This is a genomic window from Streptosporangium becharense (genome assembly GCF_014204985.1).
Lineage (GTDB): Bacteria > Actinomycetota > Actinomycetes > Streptosporangiales > Streptosporangiaceae > Streptosporangium > Streptosporangium becharense.
In genome coordinates this window covers 5,026,866-5,044,913 of sequence record NZ_JACHMP010000001.1, presented here as the reverse complement: position 1 = coordinate 5,044,913, position 18,048 = coordinate 5,026,866, and the positions used below count along the sequence as shown (strand labels likewise).

The window sequence follows — 18,048 nt, the reverse complement described above, 5'->3', positions numbered from 1 at the left end:
GGTGCAGGATTCCGTCATCCGCACGCTTCATCCACCGAAGGGTTGCATAAGACAACATATCCGTCTTGAGAAAAGACGTCGCGATACCCGCGCTGCCGCAGCAGTCCGACGTCCTCCGCCTGGTCCTCGACCGAGTCGAAGTGCGGCTGCCGGGCCCTCAGGTCGGCCAGGATCCACGGGGCCCGCTCGGGTCGCGCGGCGGTCTTCGCAGCCCAGGCCACGACCCTGGTCCGCGCCGATATGCCCGGCCCCAGCGCGTTGGCCGCCTCCACCAGGACGCCGTCCGGCACCCGGCGCATGGCCTCCACGGCCGCCGCGTGCCGGGGGCCGGCCCCGTACCAGCTCGGCGTGAACAGGTTGCCGAGCGCGAAGAACGGCATGATCACCGCTGCCGTGACCGCCACGGCCGGTGCCCAGGACGGGACGGACCAGTGGAACCGCCGTCCTTCCGTCATCCGCCGCAGCCGCGCCGCACCGTCCACTGCGGCGCAGAACAGGGCCATGACGACGGCGGCGTTGTAGTGGTAACGGGTTCCCCACCAGCCGGCGGCACCCGGATCCGTGGCGAGCATGCGCTCGGCCAGCAGGGCCGCCGGCGCCATCGCGTACGGCGACAGCAGCGGCAGGAAGAACAGGGGGGCGAAGAGCAACAGGACCGTCCACACCTTCGTGTCCGGCGTGGAGAGGACACCCAGGACCTCATGGGGGTGGGTCACGATGCGCGCCACCGCCTCGCCGAGGTCCTCCCCCCACCCGCTGTAGTACCAGTAACGGCCGGGGGTTCCACCGAAGGCAGGAATGATCACATAGCCGGCCAGCCAGAGGAACCCGGCCCCTCCGAGGATCATCAGGGCTCCCGTGCGGCGCCACTCCCGGACGAGGAGAAGACCGGCCCCGAGCCCCACGACGAAGAGCGACAGGTCTTCCTTGACCAGCAGCAGGACCACCGCCGCCGCCAGGGCATGCCATCGGCGTCCCGCCTGCATCCTCTCGAACAGGACGGCGGTGATCAGTGGCACGAAGGCGTACTCGTGGAAGTGGAAGTCCACTGTCTCGGCGACGGGCCAGGACAGGAGATAGGCGACACCCAGCAGATATGCCGCCCTCGTTCCGAGGGCACGCCGCGTGTAGACCCAGAAAGGGAGCACCGCCAGAGCCAGCACGCCGGCCTGCGCCACGACCAGCGTTTCCGGGCCGTCGTGAATCCAGTACAGCGGGGCCAGGAGAGCGAGGATCGGCGAGAAGTGATCCCCCAGCAAGGGGAACGCCGATCCGAGCTGCTGCCAGTTCCCCTTGACGAACGAGGTGGGCAGGCCGAAATTCGCATACCCCCGAACCCCCTGGTCGAAGATGACCAGGTCGTAGACCCCGGTCCGGAGAGTGTGGAACTCGACCAGACCTAATATCACGTAGGCCACGAATGCCGTCGAGCATATTAGTCCAATGGCACACCGATGACGAAGCACCATAAGGGACGAGATTGAAGTCATGCGGCGGAGCATGCCACGACCTCTTACTTGTCCCTAACGCCCACTATAATCAGAAATTTAGTATAAAATTCCTACCGCGACGACCGACAACCCGAAAAAGAGCGGCACCGTTACACCCTGCTATCCGGACACCGTTCGCGAAAATAAAGAAAGCTGGATGCATAGCGATAAATCTCCCGGCGTACCCGGCCCGCCGGAATCAGCGCGACGCATCGGGGTCGGCGGAGCCCGCACCGCTCGGGCGGCAGACCGCGACCCGCCCCGGATCGGCGACGGCCACCGGACCGGCGGCGCTCTCCCTGCGGGTGAGGCGGTCCTCCGGTGAAGAACAACCCGTGAGGCGGGAGCAGCACGCCCCTCAGCGGGTGGCTTCCTCCTCGGCGAAGAACAGCACCGGTCCCTCGACCGCGATCCCCACCCGGTCACCCGGCCGGTACGGCACGTCGCCCCGGGTGCGAGCCCTGATCACCGTCTCCGAGTCCAGCACGACCGTGACCGCCGCGTCGTGCCCGAAGAACTCCACCCGCCGGACCAGCCCGGCCGTGCCCTCCCCCGGTTCGCGGAGCACGAACTGCTCCGGCCGGAGTGCCACCCTTCCCCGCCCGGAGACGCCGTTGGCCCGCTGCGGCAGGCTGCCCAGCTCGCACGAGGCGACGCCGTGCTCGGAGGTGGCCGCCAGCACCACCGCCTCCCCCACGAACGTGGCCACGCCCAGGTCGAACGGCTCGGCGTAGACCGAGGCGGGGGCGTCCTCCTGGACGATCCGGCCCTCACGCATGACGGCGACGACGTCGGCCATGGACAGCGCCTCCTCCTGGTCGTGCGTGACCAGGACGGCGGTGGCCCCCGCCCGCTTCAGCACCGCCCGCACCTCGTCGCGGACGCTCACCCGCAGCGACCGGTCGAGAGCGCTGAACGGCTCGTCCAGCAGCACCACGCCGGGGCGGGGGGCGAGCGCGCGGGCCAGCGCCACCCGCTGCTGCTGCCCGCCGGAGATCTGGTGCGGCATGCGGTGACCCATGCCTTCCAGACCGACCAGCTCCAGGCACTCCTCGACGCGTTCCGCCGAACCGCGCGGCAGCCCGAAGCCGACGTTGCGCGCCACCGACAGGTGCGGGAAGAGCGCCGCCTCCTGCGGCACGATCCCGACCTTCCGCCGCTCCGGCGGCAGGGCGGCCACCTCGCGGTCGCCGATCCGCACCGAACCGGTGTCGAGGCTCTCGAACCCGGCGACGATCCGCAGCAGCGTCGTCTTGCCGCAGCCGGACGGGCCCAGCACCGCGGCCAGGTCGCCCTCCTCCACGGTCAGCGACGCGCCACGCAGCACCCGGGTGGCGCCGAACGCCTTGGTCACGTCCGTGACGACCAGTCTCATCGGGTCTCCTCCAGGGAGCGGCGGCCCAGGAGGAACCCGGGGACCGCCGCCAGAAGCATCAGCAGGGCGGCGTAGGGTGCGGCGGCGGCGTAGGCGCCGGAGCCGGTCTCCGTCCACAGGCGGGTGGCGAGGGTCTCCACACCGGTGGGGCGGAGCAGCAGGGTCGCCGGGAGTTCCTTCATCGCGGTCAGGAACACCAGCGCGGCCCCGGCCAGCACCCCGGGCAGGGCCAGCGGGAGGGTCACCGTACGCACCGCCTGGAGCGGGGTGCGGCCCAGCGACCGGGCGACCTCCTCCAGCACCGGCGGCGACTGGAGCACCGAGGCCCGCACCGCGCCGACGGCGGCGGGCATGAACAGCACCGCATAGGCGATCACCAGCAGCGGCCACCGCTGGTAGATCGCCGGGACGTAGCGTACAGCGAAGAACACCAGCGACAGCGCCATGACGATGCCGGGCAGCGAGTGCCCGACGTAGGTGGACTGCTCCAGGAAGGTCGCGGTCCGGCCTCGGTGGCGCGCCGCGATGATCCCGACCGGGACGGCCAGCGCCGTGGTGAGCAGCGCGCCCGCCGCCGCGACCCCCAGCGTGGCTCCCACCGCCGCCGACAGGTCCGCCGGATCCAGCCGGGCCGACGAGCCGCCCAGCAGCCAGTAGCAGATGCTCGCCAGCGGGAAGCCCACGGCCAGCCCGGTCAGCGCGGCGGAGGCGGCCAGCGCGAGCGCCTTCGGCCCGGGGGCGAGCCGGATCGTCGGGGGCCTGCGCGCCGCTCCGCCCCGCATGGCGTACGCGGCCCGGCCGCGGGTGCGGAACTCGGCCGCGACGATCACGAGCGTGATCAGCACCAGCAGCAGGCCGAGCACCGCAGCCGGGGTCCGGTTGAAGCCCGCCCGGTAGGAGGTGTAGATCTGCGTGGTGAAGACGTCGAAACGCATGATCGCCACCGCGCCGAACTCGGCGAGCACGTACATCGCCACCAGCAGCCCGCCCGCCGCCGCGGCGGGCCGCAGCTGCCGCAGCACGACCGCGTAGCGGCTGCGGCCCAGCGACAGGGCGACCTCCTCGGTGGCCGGGTCCATCCGGCTGAGCGCCGCGGCCACCGGCAGGTAGACGTAGGGATAGCTGCACAGGGTGAGCACCAGCACCGACCCGGCGAACCCCTCCAGGTCGAAGGAGGCCACCCAGGTGTAGGCGGCGACGTAGGACGGCACCGCGAGCGGCAGCGCGGCGAGGATGCCGAACACGCGGCGGCCCGGAAGGTCGCTCCTGACCACCAGCCAGGCCAGCGAGACGCCCACGATCACGCACAGCGCGGTCACCACGGCCGCCAGGCCCAGGCTGCGCACGGCCAGCTCCAGGGTCCTGGCCCGCAGGAGGGTCCTGGCCACGGCGGCCGAGCCGCCCTCGACCGAGCGGACCGCCAGGTAGGCGACGGGGAGCAGCGCCAGCGCCGCCGTCACCCCGGCGGGCCAGAGCAGCCCCGCGGGAATCCGGCGAGACGGCATCTAGACCAGGCCCACGTCTTGCAGGAGGGTGATGGTCTGCTCCAGCGAGTCGAGCTTGGACAGGTCCACCTCCGGCCCCTTCAGCGAGTCGAGCGGCGGCAGGCCGGGGGCGGTCGCCACCCCGGCGATCAGCGGATACTCCTTGGTGGTCTCGGCGAAATACTTCTGCGCGTCGGGACCGAGCAGGTAGTCCGTCGCCTTGCGGGCCGCCTCGGCGTGCTTGGAGTTCTTCAGCGTGGCCACACCCGCGACGTTGACCAGGGCACCCGGGTCACCGCCCGGCAGGTAGGCCAGCTTGGAGGGCACTCCTCCGGCGCCCTTCTCGGCCACCTTCTCATACCAGTAGTAGTGGTTGATCAGGCCGAGCTGGAGCTTCCCCGCGTCGACGGCGTTGAGGATCTCGACGTTGTTCGGGTAGGTCTGGGTGCCGTTGGCCTTCATCGCCTCCAGCCACTGCCTGGCCTTGTCCTCGCCGGAGACCACGCGCATCGCGGTGACGAAGGACTGGAACGAGGCGTTGGTCGGCGCCCAGCCGACCTTGCCCCGCCACTTCGGGTCGGTCAGCTCGAAGACGCTCTTGGGCGGCGCGGTGACCGTGCGGGGGTCGTAGACGACCACCCGGGACCGGCCGGAGACGCCCACCCAGGTGCCGTCCACGCCACGGTACTCGGCCGGTACCCGGCCCAGCAGGTCCTGCGGGACCGGCGCGAGCATCTGCTTGGCGCTCAGCGCGCCGAGCGCCCCGGCGTCCTGGGAGAAGAAGAGGTCGGCCCGGGTGTCGGCGCCCTCCTCCAGGATCTGCGCGGCCAGCTCGGCGCTGTCGCCGTAGCGGACCTGGACGTCCAGGCCGGTGGCGGTCTTCAGCTTGTCGAGCAGCGGGCCGACGAGGTTCTCGTTGCGTCCGGAGTAGATCACCAGGGAGTCGTCACCGAAGTCCTCGGCCCCGTCTCCCCCGCCGCCGCAGGCGGACGCGAGCAGCGCCAAGGGGAGAAGGGCGGCGGCTACCAGCCTGTGCAACGACATGGGCTTACTTCTTTCTGCTTGCTACTGCTGTTTCCGCTGTGTGCGTGCGCGGCCGGGGCCCGCGCACGCGCTCCTTCGGGGCCCCGCACCCGGCGGGGTCCCGAAGGGGCGTCCGGTCACTCCGAGGAACTGGAGCTGGAGGAACCGCCGCCGTCGTCGTCGTTCTCACCGCCGCAGGCGGCCACGCCGAAGGTCAGCGCGCCGGCCATCGCCAGCATCGCCGCCACGGCGCGGATCGGGGTCTTCTTCATCGGATCTTCCTTTCAGCAGGTACGGCATGCCGTACGCGACCAGGAGGACGGATACGAGCACCCAGGTCAGGTGGAGCGGCCAGAAACCGCTCCAGCCGAGCCGGTAGTCGGGGAGGACGGGACGCAGGAGCCGGTAGAGCGGCGAGCCGACCTGTTCGAAACCGCTCACCCAGGTGATCCGCCGGGCGTACCCGTCGGCCAGCAGCCACGCGTAGTCGACAGCTCCGGCCAGGCCCAGCGTGAGCCCGGCCCAGCGCAGGCGGCCCGGCCGGGACGCCAGCAGGACGAGGACGAGCAGCAGGGCGAGCGGCAGCACCACCACGAGCTGACGGCCCGGCCACCAGTGACCGTTCATGGTCAGCGCGACGAACGTCGCGGTCAGCCACCCGGCGGCGAGCGGGAGCAGCAGCGCCGCGAAGGACGCGCGCGACGGCAGCGCGTAGGGCGGACCCGGCGGCACCGTGCCGGACGGACGGGGCGAGACCGCTGAGGACGGGCGGGACGAGGCCGCCGTGGCCGAATCCGGCCGTGTCACGCGGGACGAATCCGGCCGTGTCACCCGAGCCGGGTCCGGTGGCACCGCGCCGCGCCGGTGCCGGAGCGCGCCGCGCGGACGTAGGCACCACAGCGCGAGGCCCACCGCGGGCAGGAGCAACAGCCAGGCGGGCTGCCAGGCCGCCAGGCCGTAGCCCCGGTCGACCATCAGCCCGACGAGACGCGAGGCCCGTCCGACGTAGTTGGGGTCGAACCCCATCACGCCGAACTCCCCGGATTCCTGGAAGTGGTCGCCGCTGGCGTAGACCGTCCAGCCACCCCAGACGAGGCGGTGCACCACCAGGTAGACGACTCCCATGGCGGCGAACCAGGCGGCGAGCGCCACCACCGGCCGCCGGTCGGCCCTCCCCCGGCCGATCCGCCACAGCCGCCACAGGGCGAGGCCGGCGATCGCCGCGGCCACCGGCGCGTACTTCACCGACAGCCACGGCAACGCGATGATCACCACTCCGAAGGCGGCGACGCCCCGGCCGCGCGGGTGGTCTCCGGGTGCGAAGGCGGGACCGGTCAGCAGGGCCACGGCGGCGAGGGCCGCCAGGGCGGCGGGCAGCTCGGGGTAGACCTGCTGGCCGTAGACGGCGAGGGGTGCCGAGACGGCGGCGAGCGTCACCCCGGCCGCGGCGAGCCGGAGCGGGACCGCGAACCGGCGGACCGCCGTCCACAGGGCCAGCGCGGCGAGAGCCCCCGCCATGACCGCCATGGTCGCCTTGGCCGCGATCCAGCCGCCGAGCCCCATCGGGAGCGCGAGCAGGATCGGCAGCAGCGGGTCGTGCGGGCTGATCTGGGTGCCGTCGGCGAGCACCTCGGTCTGGACCGGCAGCGGCTCGGTACCGGCCCACGGCGTCCAGCGCCGCTGGTCGAGCTCGTCGGTGATGTCGAGGTCGAGGTCCTCGAAGAGCGACAGGGCGGTCAGCAGGTACTGCGGCTCGTCGACCGCCACGTGACCGCCGAAGCGGGAGCGCACTCCGGCGCCGAGGAGCGCGGCCACCGTGCCGGCCACCGCGACCAGCGCCGCCGCCCACACCGTCGCCGGCACCTTCCCCCGTGCCGGCGCCGACACCATCGCCGATACCGTCGCCCGCGCCGGGGCCCGGGTCGTGGCCCGCTCCGCCGGCGTCGCGGGCGGGGCCGTCTCCGGGGCCGGGGGGCGCCCGCTCATGTCGCCTTCGCCAGGAGAGACGGCGCGAACGGCTCGCGAACGGCGCCGCGACGCCGGGACCGGCCGGCCGCGGTGGCCCGTGCGGCCTCGCCCGCGCGGGGGCCGGGAAGCGCGGACGCGGCGGCCTGACGCCGGACGAGGTCGAGGAGGTCGGTCTCGGGTGCCCAGCCGATCAGGGAACGCAGGCGGGAGGTGTCGGCCAGGGAGGCGCCGGGCTCGGCGGGAGGCGCGGGCTCGACCGCGAAGGAGACTTCGGCGCCGAGCGTCTCCGCCACGGCGGCGGCCAGCGCGCGCAGGGTGTGGCCTCGCCCGGTGCCGATGTTCACCGTGCCACGCGCGCCACGGGCTGCCAGGTCGGCCAGCGCGCGGGCGACCTGGCGGACGTCGGTGACGTCGCGGGTGCGGTCGAGCGAGCCGAGCACCCGCAGCGGACGGCCCTCGCGGGCGGCGGCCAGCCACTGCGACAGGGCCATGTCGGGCCGCTGGCCCTCACCGGCCACGGTGAACGGCCGGACCACGGTGGTCGTGCCGCCACGGGCGATCCGCTCGGCGCACAGCCGTTCCAGCAGGACCTTGCTCTCGGCGTAGCCGCCCGCGGGCCGGAGCGGATCGGACTCGCGGCTCGGCCGGCCGCCGTGCGCGCCGCCGTACACCGAGCTGGAGGAGGCGACGAGCAGCGGCACGGACGGCGGCACGGCGGCCAGCACCCGGGCTCCGGCCAGGACGTTGTCGCGGTGACGGCGCCGGGCGACACCGGGGCGGCGGTCGCGCACACCGGGGCAGCCGGCCAGGTGGTAGACCACGTCGGCGCCGCTCAGGGCGGCGTGCACACGTTCGTCGCCGTCGAGGAGGTCGGCGGTGAGGACGGTCAGCCCCGGCGCGGCGGGCTGGGGAATCCGGTCGATGCCCACGACCCGCTCACCGGCCTCGATGAGGGCACGGGTCAGCATCCGGCCGATGAACCCGGCGGACCCGGTCACGATGGATGACACCCGCTGCCCTCTCCGTAACATCACTAAAGGTAGCCTAACCTCACTTGTTGAGAGCATAAAGCGTCGTGTGAGGACCCTCATGGTCGACCCCGTACCCATTGGTACGTCGCCTGGCCTCGCCACGTCCGGTTCCGGCGGGCGGTCGCCGCTGAAGCCGGCGCGGCGGGTCGCCGGGGTGCTGGTCCTCGTCGTCGCCCTCGGCTACCTCGCCCACGCGGTCTCCGGCCCCGACCTGGCGTCGGCCTCGCGGGCACTGCTGCGCGACCCGCTCGGGGTGTCGGCCGCCCTGGTGTTGTACGGGTGTGCCTTCGCCCTGCGGGCCTGGTCGTGGCGGCGGGTGCTGCCCGGTCTGTCCCTCGGCCAGTCGTGGGCCGCCCTGCACGTCTCCCTGCTGGGCAACCATGTGCTGCCGTTCCGGCTGGGCGAGGCGCTGCGGGTGACCTCGGTCCTGCGCAGGACCGGTCTGCCGGCCGCCCCGGTGATCGCCTCGACCGTCGCCCTCCGGTCGGCCGACCTGGTCGCGGTGGTCCTGCTCGCCGCGGCCGGCGCTCCCGCCCTGGTCACGGCCCTCGCCGGCCCCTGGCTGTGGCCGGTGCTCGGCGGCCTCGTCCTGGTCATGGTCGCCGCGGGGGCCTGGCTGCTGCGCACCCGCTCCCACCCTCCGCGTCCCGGCGCGGCGGACACCGGCGCGGCGGTGCCCGGCGTGGCGGTGCCCGGCGTGGCGCGGGAGGCGGCGCTCCCGGTGGGGGCGTCTCCGCAGAAGGCGGCCCCGGTGAGGGCGTCCCCGGAGAAGGCGCTCCCGGTGAGGACGCTCGCGGCGGTGTTCCTCGCGGCGGTCGCGGCCTGGGCACTGGAGTCCGCGGTCGTCTACGAGGTCGCCCGGCTGGCCGGGGTGACGCTGTCCCCGGCCGAGGCGGTCGCGGTGACGGCCGTGACCATCGCCGCCCAGACGGTGGCCGTCACCCCAGGCGGGTTCGGCTCCTACGAGGCCGCGGCCACCGCCGCGTTGTCCGCCCTCGGTGCCGCACCCGGCCCGGCGTTCGCCGTCGCCCTGCTCACCCACACCCTCAAAACGGTCTACTCGCTCCTTGTCGGAGGTGCCGCTCTCATGACCCCGTCCCCCGGTTACTTCGGCCGGCTGAGGCTCGACCGGGTGCTGCCCGGCCGGCCGGAGCCGCTGCCGATCGCCCCGGACGCGCCGGTGGTGGCGTTCGTCCCGGTGTTCAACGAGGAGGAGACCGTCGCCGAGGTCGTGCGCCGCCTGCCCGCCACGGTCGCCGGACGCCGCCTGGTCACGATCGTGGTGGACGACGGCTCCACCGACGCCTCGGCCGCGCGGGCTGCCGAGGCGGGGGCCAGGGTGGTCTCCCAGGTACGCAACCTGGGGCTCGGCGCCGCGCTGCGGCGGGGGCTGGCGGAGGCGGTCACGCTCGCCCCCGCCGCCGTGGTCTACCTGGACGCCGACCTGGAGTACTTCCCCGAGGACATCGAGCGGGTCGCGGCGCCGGTGCTCGACGGCACGGCCGACTACGTGGTCGGCTCCCGGTTCTCCGGGACCATCGAGCGGATGCTCCCGCACCGGCGGCTGGGCAACCGCCTGCTCACCGCGTGGGTCCGCTGGATGACCAGGCACGACGTGACCGACGGGCAGAGCGGCTACCGCGCCTTCTCCCCCTCGGCGGCCCGCGCCGCCGAGGTCGTCCACGACTACAACTACGCCCAGGTCGTCACCCTGGACCTGCTGGCCAAGGGCTACGTCTACCGGGAGGTCCCGATCCGCTACGCCTTCCGCTCCACCGGCCGGTCCTTCATCAGGCTCGGCCGCTACCTCCGCAAGGTCGTCCCGGCCGTCCACCGCGAGCTCAACTCCCCCTGAACACGGGACCGCCGGGTGGACCCGCCTACCCTCCGGGGACGAACACCACGTCCACCCAGTAGTTGCTGGCCTGGTAGCTCCGCGACGGGAAGCCGTTCGTCGTGCCGTACCGGTACACGCCGTTACCACCCGACACGCCGTCCGCCGGGGCGACGAGCGGGCTGTTGACGTAGTCCGCGGTGAAGTACGGCCTGTTGAGGGCGTAGAAGCCCGAGGTCGTGTGGTACGAGACGACGTAGGTCGTGCCGGCGGTGATCGCGACGGGGGTCGCCAGGTTGACCCGCTGCCACCCGGACGCCGTCTCGCCGGTGAACGTCGCGGTGGCGAGCAGCTGGCCGCCGCTCGTCCACAGGCTGCCGGTGTGGGTGCCGGTGTTCTGCGGGCCCTTGTAGAACTTGATGCCGGTGACGGTCCCGTTCACCGACGCCCGGAACTTCACGCCGAGCGTGACGGCCGACGGGTCGTCCGCCGACGGGGTGGCGGGGACCGTCGTGTCGCTCCACAGGCTCCTCGGCGTGGGGGTGACCGTGGGCGTGGGGGTGGGGGTGATCGTCGGGGTGGGCGTGGGGGTGATCGTCGGCGTCGGGGTCGGGGTGGAGCCGGAGGGCGTGAAGACGACGTCGACCCAGTAGTTGCTCGCCTGGTACGTCCGGTCGGGGAAGACGGTGCCCGTGGCGTACCGGTACACGCCGTTGCCGCCGTCCGTCCCGCTGGCCAGGGCGGTGAGGGGTCCGCTCGTGAAGGCGCCCGTGAAGTACGACAGGTTCCGCGCGTACCTTCCGACGGGTGCGAAGTACGAGGCCACGTACGTGGTGCCGGCGGCGACCTGGACCGGGGTCGCGAAGTTCACCTGCTGCCAGCCGCCCGTCGTCTCGCCGGTGAACGTCGCCCGCGCCAGCAGTTGCCCGCCGGAGGTCCACAGGTTGCCGATGTGGGTGCCGGTGTTGCCCGAGCCCTTGTAGAACCTGACCCCGGAGACGGTTCCCGCCGTGGAGGCGCGGAATTTCACCCCCACCTCCACCGCGGCGTTGTCGTCGGTCGAGGCCACGCCGGGCACCGTGGAGGCCGACCAGATGGTGCACGGGCAGTCGCCGGTCACGGTGACGGTCCGCGTGGTCGGGGTCGCCTGGACGTTGCCGCTATCGTCGACCGCCCGGACCATGATCGTCTTGGTGCCGCTGTCCTGCGGCGTCCATCCGTACTGCCAGCTGGTGCGTCCCGTGGCCTGGCGCCACCGGACGCCGCCGTCGACCGACACCTCGACGGCTCCCACCACCCCGCCCCCGGTGTCGGCGGCCGTCCCCTGGATGATGACGCCGCTCCCCGGCGGCAGGGACGCGCCCGCGGCCGGGCTGGTGATCGTCGACGTCGGAGGGGTGGTGTCCGTCGACGCCGTCGCCGGGACCAGGCCCGGCTGGAGGCTGGCCGGCTGGGCTTTCATGTCGGCCAGCAGGTTGACCGTCGCCTGCCGCATCCTGACGTCCGCGGTGGGACCGGCCAGGTCGTGGGTGGCGTCCAGCCCCCACGACCACTGGACGGTGCCGGCGCCGAAGACGAGCGCGCCGCTCGCGACCTTGTAGAGGGTCAGGCTGTGCGTGGCGACCCCCGCCCCGTAGGTGTTGCCGTAGTCGAGCAGGTACTTCGACGACTGGGCCACGGTCGTCCGGGAGAGCCGTACCGTCCCGGGTGGCGCGAAGTCGTCGTCGGGCGCCTCGTCCCACTCGAAGCCGAGCGTCCCCGCCGGGAACGTCGCGGTCTGCCCCGGCTGGAGGCTCGCCACCGAGGTGTTGCGCCAGAACCGCAGCGGCGCGAACTCCGCCGGGACGGTCAGCGCGTCGCTGACGGTGCCGTTGACCATGAAGAGGGTGCCCGTCACCCGGTTCTCCGGCCGCCCCCCGTCCGACGGCGGCGAGAAGCGCGGGTCGCGCCAGGTGCCGGTCCACTCCGGGCTGGGGTCGATCTTGGCGTTGGCGTGCGTCTCCTTGTAGCAGACGAGGGTCCGGTACGGGGTGGCGGTGCCGTCGATGCTGGGCTGCCACCTGGTCTTCCAGAAGATCTCGTTGCCGGAGAAGAAGGCCACGTTGACGCCGCCGTCCCGGGCGGACTCCACGTTGTTCCGCATCTCGTTCGACCAGTACTCGTCGTGGCCGACCGACAGGAACGCCCGGTGCTCCCGCAGTTCCTGGCCGCGTGAGGCGGTGTCGACGCCGGTGGAGTAGCTCACGTCGTACCCGTTGGCCTCCAGCCACCGGACCATGGGGTACTCGGCGCTGAAGAAGAAGCTCTCCGGGGCGTCGCTGTCGTTGGTGCCGCGGGTGCGGATCGGCCGGTTGTAGCTGACCTTGTAGGCACGGTTCGCGGGTGCGCCGAAGTACAGGCTGTTGCCCCCGTATCGGTTGTAGGCCTGCCAGGTGGTGTCGGAGGTCTGCATCAACAGGTCCGACCCCCGGGTGTCGTCCCGGACCACGAAGATGATGTGGCTGGCCCCGGTCCTGCCGTCCTCCCGGACGAGCTTGGCGATGTAGACCCCGGAGACCGCGTCGGCCGGCACCGGCCAGGAGGCCGACACCGCCCAGGTCCCGCAGTCGATCAACCCGGTCGACGTCTCCTCCGCGCAGTTGGGCTGTGTCTGCGGCAGGGAGGCGGACGGCTGCACCGTCGCCACCTGGCGCGCACCCATCCCGCCGTAGTAGCCGATGCGATAGATGTCCAGGCGGTAGTCGGTGGCCATGGTCTCCACCTTGAACCGGACGGTCTCCCCCCGGTTGACGCTCATCTGCGTCGCGTAGCCCTGGATGTTGGAGCTACCCGCTCCCACCACGTCCCACTCGCTGGCCGGGTTGCCGGGTTTGCTGTTCTCCACGCAGATGACGGAGGTCACCGGGCAGGCGGCCGCGGCCCGCCGACCGGCGGCACGGACGCCGGCACGGGAACCGGAGCCGGTTCCCGTGCGGATCTCGCGTGCCTGCCGGCGCGCTCCCGCGGCGGCGAGGGCGGCGAAGTCCGGCGCGCTCCGGGCCGGAGCCGCCGGAGCCGCCAGCGCCGCCGGGGCCACCGGGGCCGCGCCGGGCCGGACGGCCTGCGGCACCGGCCGGCCGTCGGCGTCGATCCCCAGGCCCGTGCCGTTCCCGATCCCGCACACCGCACCGGCGGTGGCCGCGAGGACCAGCCCGATCCGCAACAGCCGGTGCCTTCGCCGGGTCTTCCCGTCACGCTCCGACACGTGCACCCCCGATCGCCTTCCCTGCGCGGCGGGGCCGGACAAGGGGTGGCGGAAACGCAGTGATCAATCGATTCAGGGAGGCATGCTACGGGCCCTGACCAGGCATTTCAGGAACGATCAGTGATATGAGAGGCTCCGCGTGAAATGGGCGTGTCGCCACTGATCGCGGGAAAACAGGGGGTCGGCTTCCCGGGGCTTCAGTCTTCGACGACGTGCCGGGCGAAGCGGGTCCGGGCGGCCCGCCAGGCGGGTGCGTCCCAGCCGCCGGGGGTGAGGGAGCCGACCGCGTCGTAGCCCATGGCCATGGCGTGGTGGGTGTTGTCATGGGCGAACAGGCCCAGGCGGCCGAAGGTGGTCACGCCGGGGACCGTGCCCGCCCAGGCGTCCAGCCCGGCCAGGTGGGCGGCGTAACCGGTCTCGTAGACGGGGTAGACGTGCGGCACCCGGCGCACCACGATCTCCGCCAGGTCGATCGGGGGCAGACCGGAACGGGCGAGGGTGTCGTGGACGATTCCGGAGAAGTCGTCGGTCGTCCAGATCTCGTCGCCCACCGCGCAGGGGATCTCGAAGCAGAGCACCGTGCGGTCGGCCGGGTCGGCGGCGCTGACGCGGTAGTTCGCCGGTTCGGAGATACGCGTGACCGGGGTGCCGGGGCCGGGCAGGTAGTGGGCGTCGAACGGCGTCCACCTGCCGCCCCCGTGCACCGCGTAGACCAGCACCATCGCCCGGAAGCGCAGCCGGGCGGCGGCCTCGACGACCTCCGGCGGCGGTCCCGGCTCCACCAGCCGGGCCAGCGCGGGCATCGGGATCGTGGAGAACACCCGTCCGGCCGTGAACTCCTCCTCCGCGGCGTGCAGCACGACGCCCCCGGTGGCGGGGGTGATCCGGGTGCAGGCCGTGCCGAGGCGGATGTCGGCGCCCGCGGCGGCGGCCGCGTCGGCGAGCGCCTCGACGATCTGCCCGAACCCGCGCCGGGGGTAGTGGAAGACCCGGCCCTGGCCGTCGGGCCGGCCGCGCAGGACCCGTCGGGCGATCTTCCAGGGGCTGTCCGCGGTGACGCGCTTGCGCGCCTGGTCGCCGTCGATCTCCTCACCCGGCAGCCCCCACAGCTTCACCGCGTACGGGGCGTAGAGGGCCTCGTACAGGGTGGGGCCGAGGCTCGCCCGGAGCGTCCCGGCGTAGGCGGCGCCGGCGGCGGGAGCCCGCCGCAGCGGGGCGGTGAGCGCGTCGCGGGCGACCCCGGCCAGCAGCTCCGGAGGCAGCCGCCGGGCCAGCTCGCCGACTTTCAACGGGAAGCCCACGAACCGGTCCGCGATCCGCAGCCGCCCGTTGCGGGGCCGCTGCTGGAGGTCTCCGCCGAGCAGAGCGCGCAGGTCGGCCAGCAGGTGCGGCGGGGTCGCGGGGTGCAACCGGTGGCTGCCGTGATCGACCCTGACCCCGGCCACCTCGAAGCTCGCCGACAGCCCGCCCACGTGACCGGCCCGTTCCAGCACGGTCACCGACAGCCCGCGCCGCGCCGCCCGCCAGGCGGCGGCCAGGCCGGACGGCCCGGCACCCATCACGACGAGATCCGCGCTCTTCCCCATAGCGGGCCCACGATACCGACCTCCTGACATGGGAGACGCCCGCGGGCACCCACCCGGCCGGTGCCGGACGGGCGCCCGCGGGCGTCCTCGGTGTCAGCGCGGGAGCCGGGCTCCACCTCGGTGTGAGTGCAGGCGAACGCCTCCCGGACAGAGCCGACAGATCCCGTTGAAGACACCGTGGTCAGTCAGAGCAAGAGCCAAGCTCTATCGGGAGGCGTTCACCTACATCCTCACTGTCAGCGCAGGATGCCGTTGGTCATGCCCGCGGGCTCCTCGGGCACCGCGATCAGGCCCAGCTCGGCCGGCGACGCCACCAGGGGATGGTCGGGCACGACGCGGACGGTGTAGCCGAACGGGCCGGTGCGGTCGAGCGGGACGGTGCCGGAGAAGACCGCCCGGCCGCCGTCGTCGACGGAGTCGACGGTCAGGTCGGCGTAGCCTGGGGCGACCAGTTCGTCGTGGAGCCCGACCCGGCCGTAGGCCGCCTGGACCCGTACGTCGCCGGGTTCCAGGTCGCCGAGGGCGATGGTGGCCTTCAGCCCCAGGGACGCGCCGACCTCCGGGGTGTCTCCCAGCCCGGACGCCTCCACGTGCTCGACCCGGACGCCCGGCCATGCCTGACCGACCCGGAGCTTCCAGGCGGCGAACCCCTTGGCGGGTTCGTAACCGTCGTCCAGCAGGGCACGGGCGGACCGGGCGGCCGGGGCGTAGAGGTCGACCACGTAGTCGCGGAGCATCCGCCCGGCGAGCACCTTGGGGCCGAGCGAGGCCAGGGTGTGGCGGACCATCTCCAGCCAGCGCCGGGGCAGGCCGTCGGTGCGGTCGTAGAACCGGTCGGCGACCTCGTGCTCGATCAGGTCGTAGAGCGCGGCGGCCTCCACCTCGTCACGGCGCTCGGGGTCGGCCACCCCGTCCGCGGTGGGGATGGCCCAGCCGTTGGTGCCGTCGTACCACTCGTCCCACCAGCCGTCGCGGATGGACAGGTTGAGTCCGCCGTTGAGCGCCGCCTTCATGCCGGAGGTGCCGCACGCCTCCAGCGGACGGAGCGGGTTGTTCATCCACACGTCGCAGCCCTGCACCATCAGCCGGCCCAGCGCCATGTCGTAGTCGGGCAGGAAGACGATGCGGTGCCGGACGTCCTCGGAGTCGGCGAACGTCACGATCTGCTGGATGAGTTTCTTGCCGCCCTCGTCGGCCGGGTGGGCCTTGCCCGCGATCACGATCTGCACCGGCTTGTCGGGGTCGAGCAGCAACGCCCGGAGCCGGTCGGGGTCGGACAGCATCAGGGTGAGCCGCTTGTAGGAGGGGACCCGGCGGGCGAACCCGATGGTCAGCACCTCCGGGTCGAGCGCGTCGTCGATCCAGTTCAGCTCGGGCGGGGAGGCCCCGCGGTCGACCCACGACCGGCGGAGCCGCGCGCGCGCCGCCTCGACCAGCCTGGTGCGCAACCGCCCGCGGATCCCCCAGATGTCGGCGTCGGGGATCTTGGTGACGCCCTCCCAGCCCCGGCCACGCTCGACCAGGGTGGGCAGCTCACGCCCGGCCAGCTCCATGATCTCGCGGCCGACCCAGGTGGGGGCGTGTACGCCGTTGGTGATGGAGCCGATCGGGACCTCGGCGGCGTCGAAGCCCGGCCACAGTCCCTGGAACATCTCGCGGCTGACGGCGCCGTGCAGCTCGGAGACGCCGTTGACCCGCTGGGCCAGGCGCATGCCCATCGCGGCCATGTTGAACTTGCCGGGCTCCTCCTCGGCGCCGAGGGCCAGGATGCGGTCGACGGGGACCGTGGGCCAGGCGTTGTCGCCGCCGAACTGGCGCGCGATCATCTCCGCGGGGAAGCGGTCGATCCCGGCGGGCACCGGGGTGTGGGTGGTGAAGACCGTGCCGGCCCGGACCGCCTCCAGCGCCTCGTCGAAGGAGAGCCTGGCCTCGGTGAGCTCGCGGATGCGCTCCAGACCGAGGAAACCGGCGTGGCCCTCGTTGGTGTGGAACACCTCGGGCTCGGCGTGGCCGGTGACCCGGCAGTACGCGCGGATGGCGCGCACGCCGCCGACGCCGAGCAGCAGCTCCTGCAACAGCCGGTGGTCGGTGCCGCCGCCGTAGAGGCGGTCGGTGACGTCGCGGGCGGCGGCGTCGTTCTCGGCCACGTCGGAGTCGAGCAGCAGCAGCGGGACCCGGCCCACCTGCAGCACCCACACCTGGGCGTGGAGCATGCGCTGCTCCGGCAGGCTGAGCCTGACGTGGATCGGGGTGCCGTCCTCCTCCCGCAGGAGGGTCAGCGGCAGGCCGCCCGGGTCGAGGGAGGGGTAGTGCTCCAGCTGCCAGCCCTCGGGGGAGAGCGACTGGGTGAAGTAGCCGTGCCGGTAGAGCAGGCCGACGGCCAGGATCGGCACCCCGAGGTCGCTGGCCGCCTTCAGGTGGTCGCCGGCGAGGATGCCCAGCCCGCCGGAGTACTGCGGCAGGGCGGAGGCGATTCCGTACTCGGGCGAGAAGTAGGCGACGGCCCGCGGGGCGTCCGGGATGCTCTGGTACCAGCGGGGGGCGGTCATGTATTCGCGGAGGTCGTCGGCCGCGTCGGCGAGGCGCCGCAGGAAACGGCGGTCGGCGGCGAGCTCGCGCAGCCGGTCGGCCTCCACGGCGCCGAGCAGGGTGACGGGGTCGTGGCCGACGCGTTCCCAGATGGCCGGATCGACCTCTGCGAACAGGTCCAGTGTCTCCGGATGCCACGACCAGCGCAGGTTGAGGACGAGCTCGCCGAGGGCGGCCAGCTCCGGGGGCAGGACGGTGCGGACGGTGAACCTACGGATTGCTCTCACGAGGCCAGACCCTAGTTACTCAGCGCCACGAGGGCGACCCTAACACTCACGGGTCTCCACCTCACCGCTATCTATCGCCCCCAAACACACCAAAGCCGGATGATCGATTGTGCGGGCAACTCGCCGAAGAGTAAGAGGTTCCGCACTCTTCCACCGGTACGCATGAAGATGGACTATTGGGGCAACGGACCTACAGG

The 18,048-nt window shown here is 72.8% G+C and carries 10 protein-coding genes; 1 reads left to right on the top strand and 9 read right to left on the bottom strand.

Annotation, left to right across the window (positions count from 1 at the left end):
- Positions 1–14 precede the first annotated feature (14 nt).
- The 6 genes from F4562_RS22175 to F4562_RS22150 all read right to left on the bottom strand — a co-directional run bounded on the left by F4562_RS22175 (position 15) and on the right by F4562_RS22150 (position 8,350).
- Positions 15–1,418 carry a DUF2079 domain-containing protein gene (locus tag F4562_RS22175; protein WP_184545821.1) on the bottom strand — a complete coding sequence of 468 codons (1,404 nt, stop codon included), beginning with the start codon at positions 1,416–1,418 and terminating at the stop codon, positions 15–17.
- Positions 1,419–1,848: 430 nt separating this feature from the next.
- Positions 1,849–2,865 carry an ABC transporter ATP-binding protein gene (locus F4562_RS22170; RefSeq protein WP_184545823.1) on the bottom strand — a complete coding sequence of 339 codons (1,017 nt, stop codon included), beginning with the start codon at positions 2,863–2,865 and terminating at the stop codon, positions 1,849–1,851.
- Complete coding sequence (locus tag F4562_RS22165; RefSeq protein ID WP_184545824.1) at positions 2,862–4,370, bottom strand: ABC transporter permease; 1,509 nt, start codon at positions 4,368–4,370, stop codon at positions 2,862–2,864. The genes F4562_RS22170 and F4562_RS22165 overlap by 4 nt, the downstream gene beginning before the upstream one ends.
- On the bottom strand, positions 4,371–5,393 hold the full coding sequence (locus F4562_RS22160; RefSeq protein WP_184545826.1) for an iron ABC transporter substrate-binding protein: 1,023 nt from the start codon (positions 5,391–5,393) through the stop codon (positions 4,371–4,373). It abuts the gene before it with no gap.
- Between the two features lie 165 nt (positions 5,394–5,558).
- Positions 5,559–7,358: a hypothetical protein gene (locus tag F4562_RS22155; RefSeq protein WP_184854790.1), complete on the bottom strand. Its 1,800-nt coding sequence runs from the start codon at positions 7,356–7,358 to the stop codon at positions 5,559–5,561.
- Positions 7,355–8,350: an NAD-dependent epimerase/dehydratase family protein gene (locus tag F4562_RS22150; protein ID WP_184545830.1), complete on the bottom strand. Its 996-nt coding sequence runs from the start codon at positions 8,348–8,350 to the stop codon at positions 7,355–7,357. The genes F4562_RS22155 and F4562_RS22150 overlap by 4 nt, the downstream gene beginning before the upstream one ends.
- Positions 8,351–8,417: 67 nt before the next feature.
- Here F4562_RS22150 and F4562_RS22145 point away from each other — a divergent pair, with 67 nt between their 5' ends.
- On the top strand, positions 8,418–10,226 hold the full coding sequence (locus tag F4562_RS22145) for a lysylphosphatidylglycerol synthase domain-containing protein (protein ID WP_184545832.1): 1,809 nt from the start codon (positions 8,418–8,420) through the stop codon (positions 10,224–10,226).
- Positions 10,227–10,251: 25 nt separating this feature from the next.
- Here F4562_RS22145 and F4562_RS36425 read toward each other — a convergent pair whose 3' ends face one another.
- The 3 genes from F4562_RS36425 to glgP form a co-directional block, all read right to left on the bottom strand.
- Positions 10,252–13,449, bottom strand: a complete 3,198-nt coding sequence (locus tag F4562_RS36425) for a DUF4082 domain-containing protein (RefSeq protein ID WP_221207634.1) — start codon at positions 13,447–13,449, stop codon at positions 10,252–10,254.
- 197 nt (positions 13,450–13,646) lie between these two features.
- Positions 13,647–15,035, bottom strand: a complete 1,389-nt coding sequence (locus F4562_RS22135) for an FAD-dependent oxidoreductase (RefSeq protein ID WP_184545834.1) — start codon at positions 15,033–15,035, stop codon at positions 13,647–13,649.
- Between the two features lie 236 nt (positions 15,036–15,271).
- Positions 15,272–17,851: an alpha-glucan family phosphorylase gene (gene glgP, locus F4562_RS22130; RefSeq protein WP_184545835.1), complete on the bottom strand. Its 2,580-nt coding sequence runs from the start codon at positions 17,849–17,851 to the stop codon at positions 15,272–15,274.
- Positions 17,852–18,048: the final 197 nt, after the last annotated feature.

Bases quoted from the DNA above. Each gene is read 5' to 3' on its own strand.
- F4562_RS22165 (WP_184545824.1), bottom strand. From the start codon at position 4,370: ATGCCGTCTCGCCGGATTCCCGCGGGGCTGCTCTGGCCCGCCGGGGTG.
- F4562_RS22135 (WP_184545834.1), bottom strand. From the start codon at position 15,035: ATGGGGAAGAGCGCGGATCTCGTCGTGATGGGTGCCGGGCCGTCCGGC.
- F4562_RS22160 (WP_184545826.1), bottom strand. From the start codon at position 5,393: ATGTCGTTGCACAGGCTGGTAGCCGCCGCCCTTCTCCCCTTGGCGCTG.
- F4562_RS22170 (WP_184545823.1), bottom strand. From the start codon at position 2,865: ATGAGACTGGTCGTCACGGACGTGACCAAGGCGTTCGGCGCCACCCGG.
- F4562_RS22155 (WP_184854790.1), bottom strand. From the start codon at position 7,358: ATGAGCGGGCGCCCCCCGGCCCCGGAGACGGCCCCGCCCGCGACGCCG.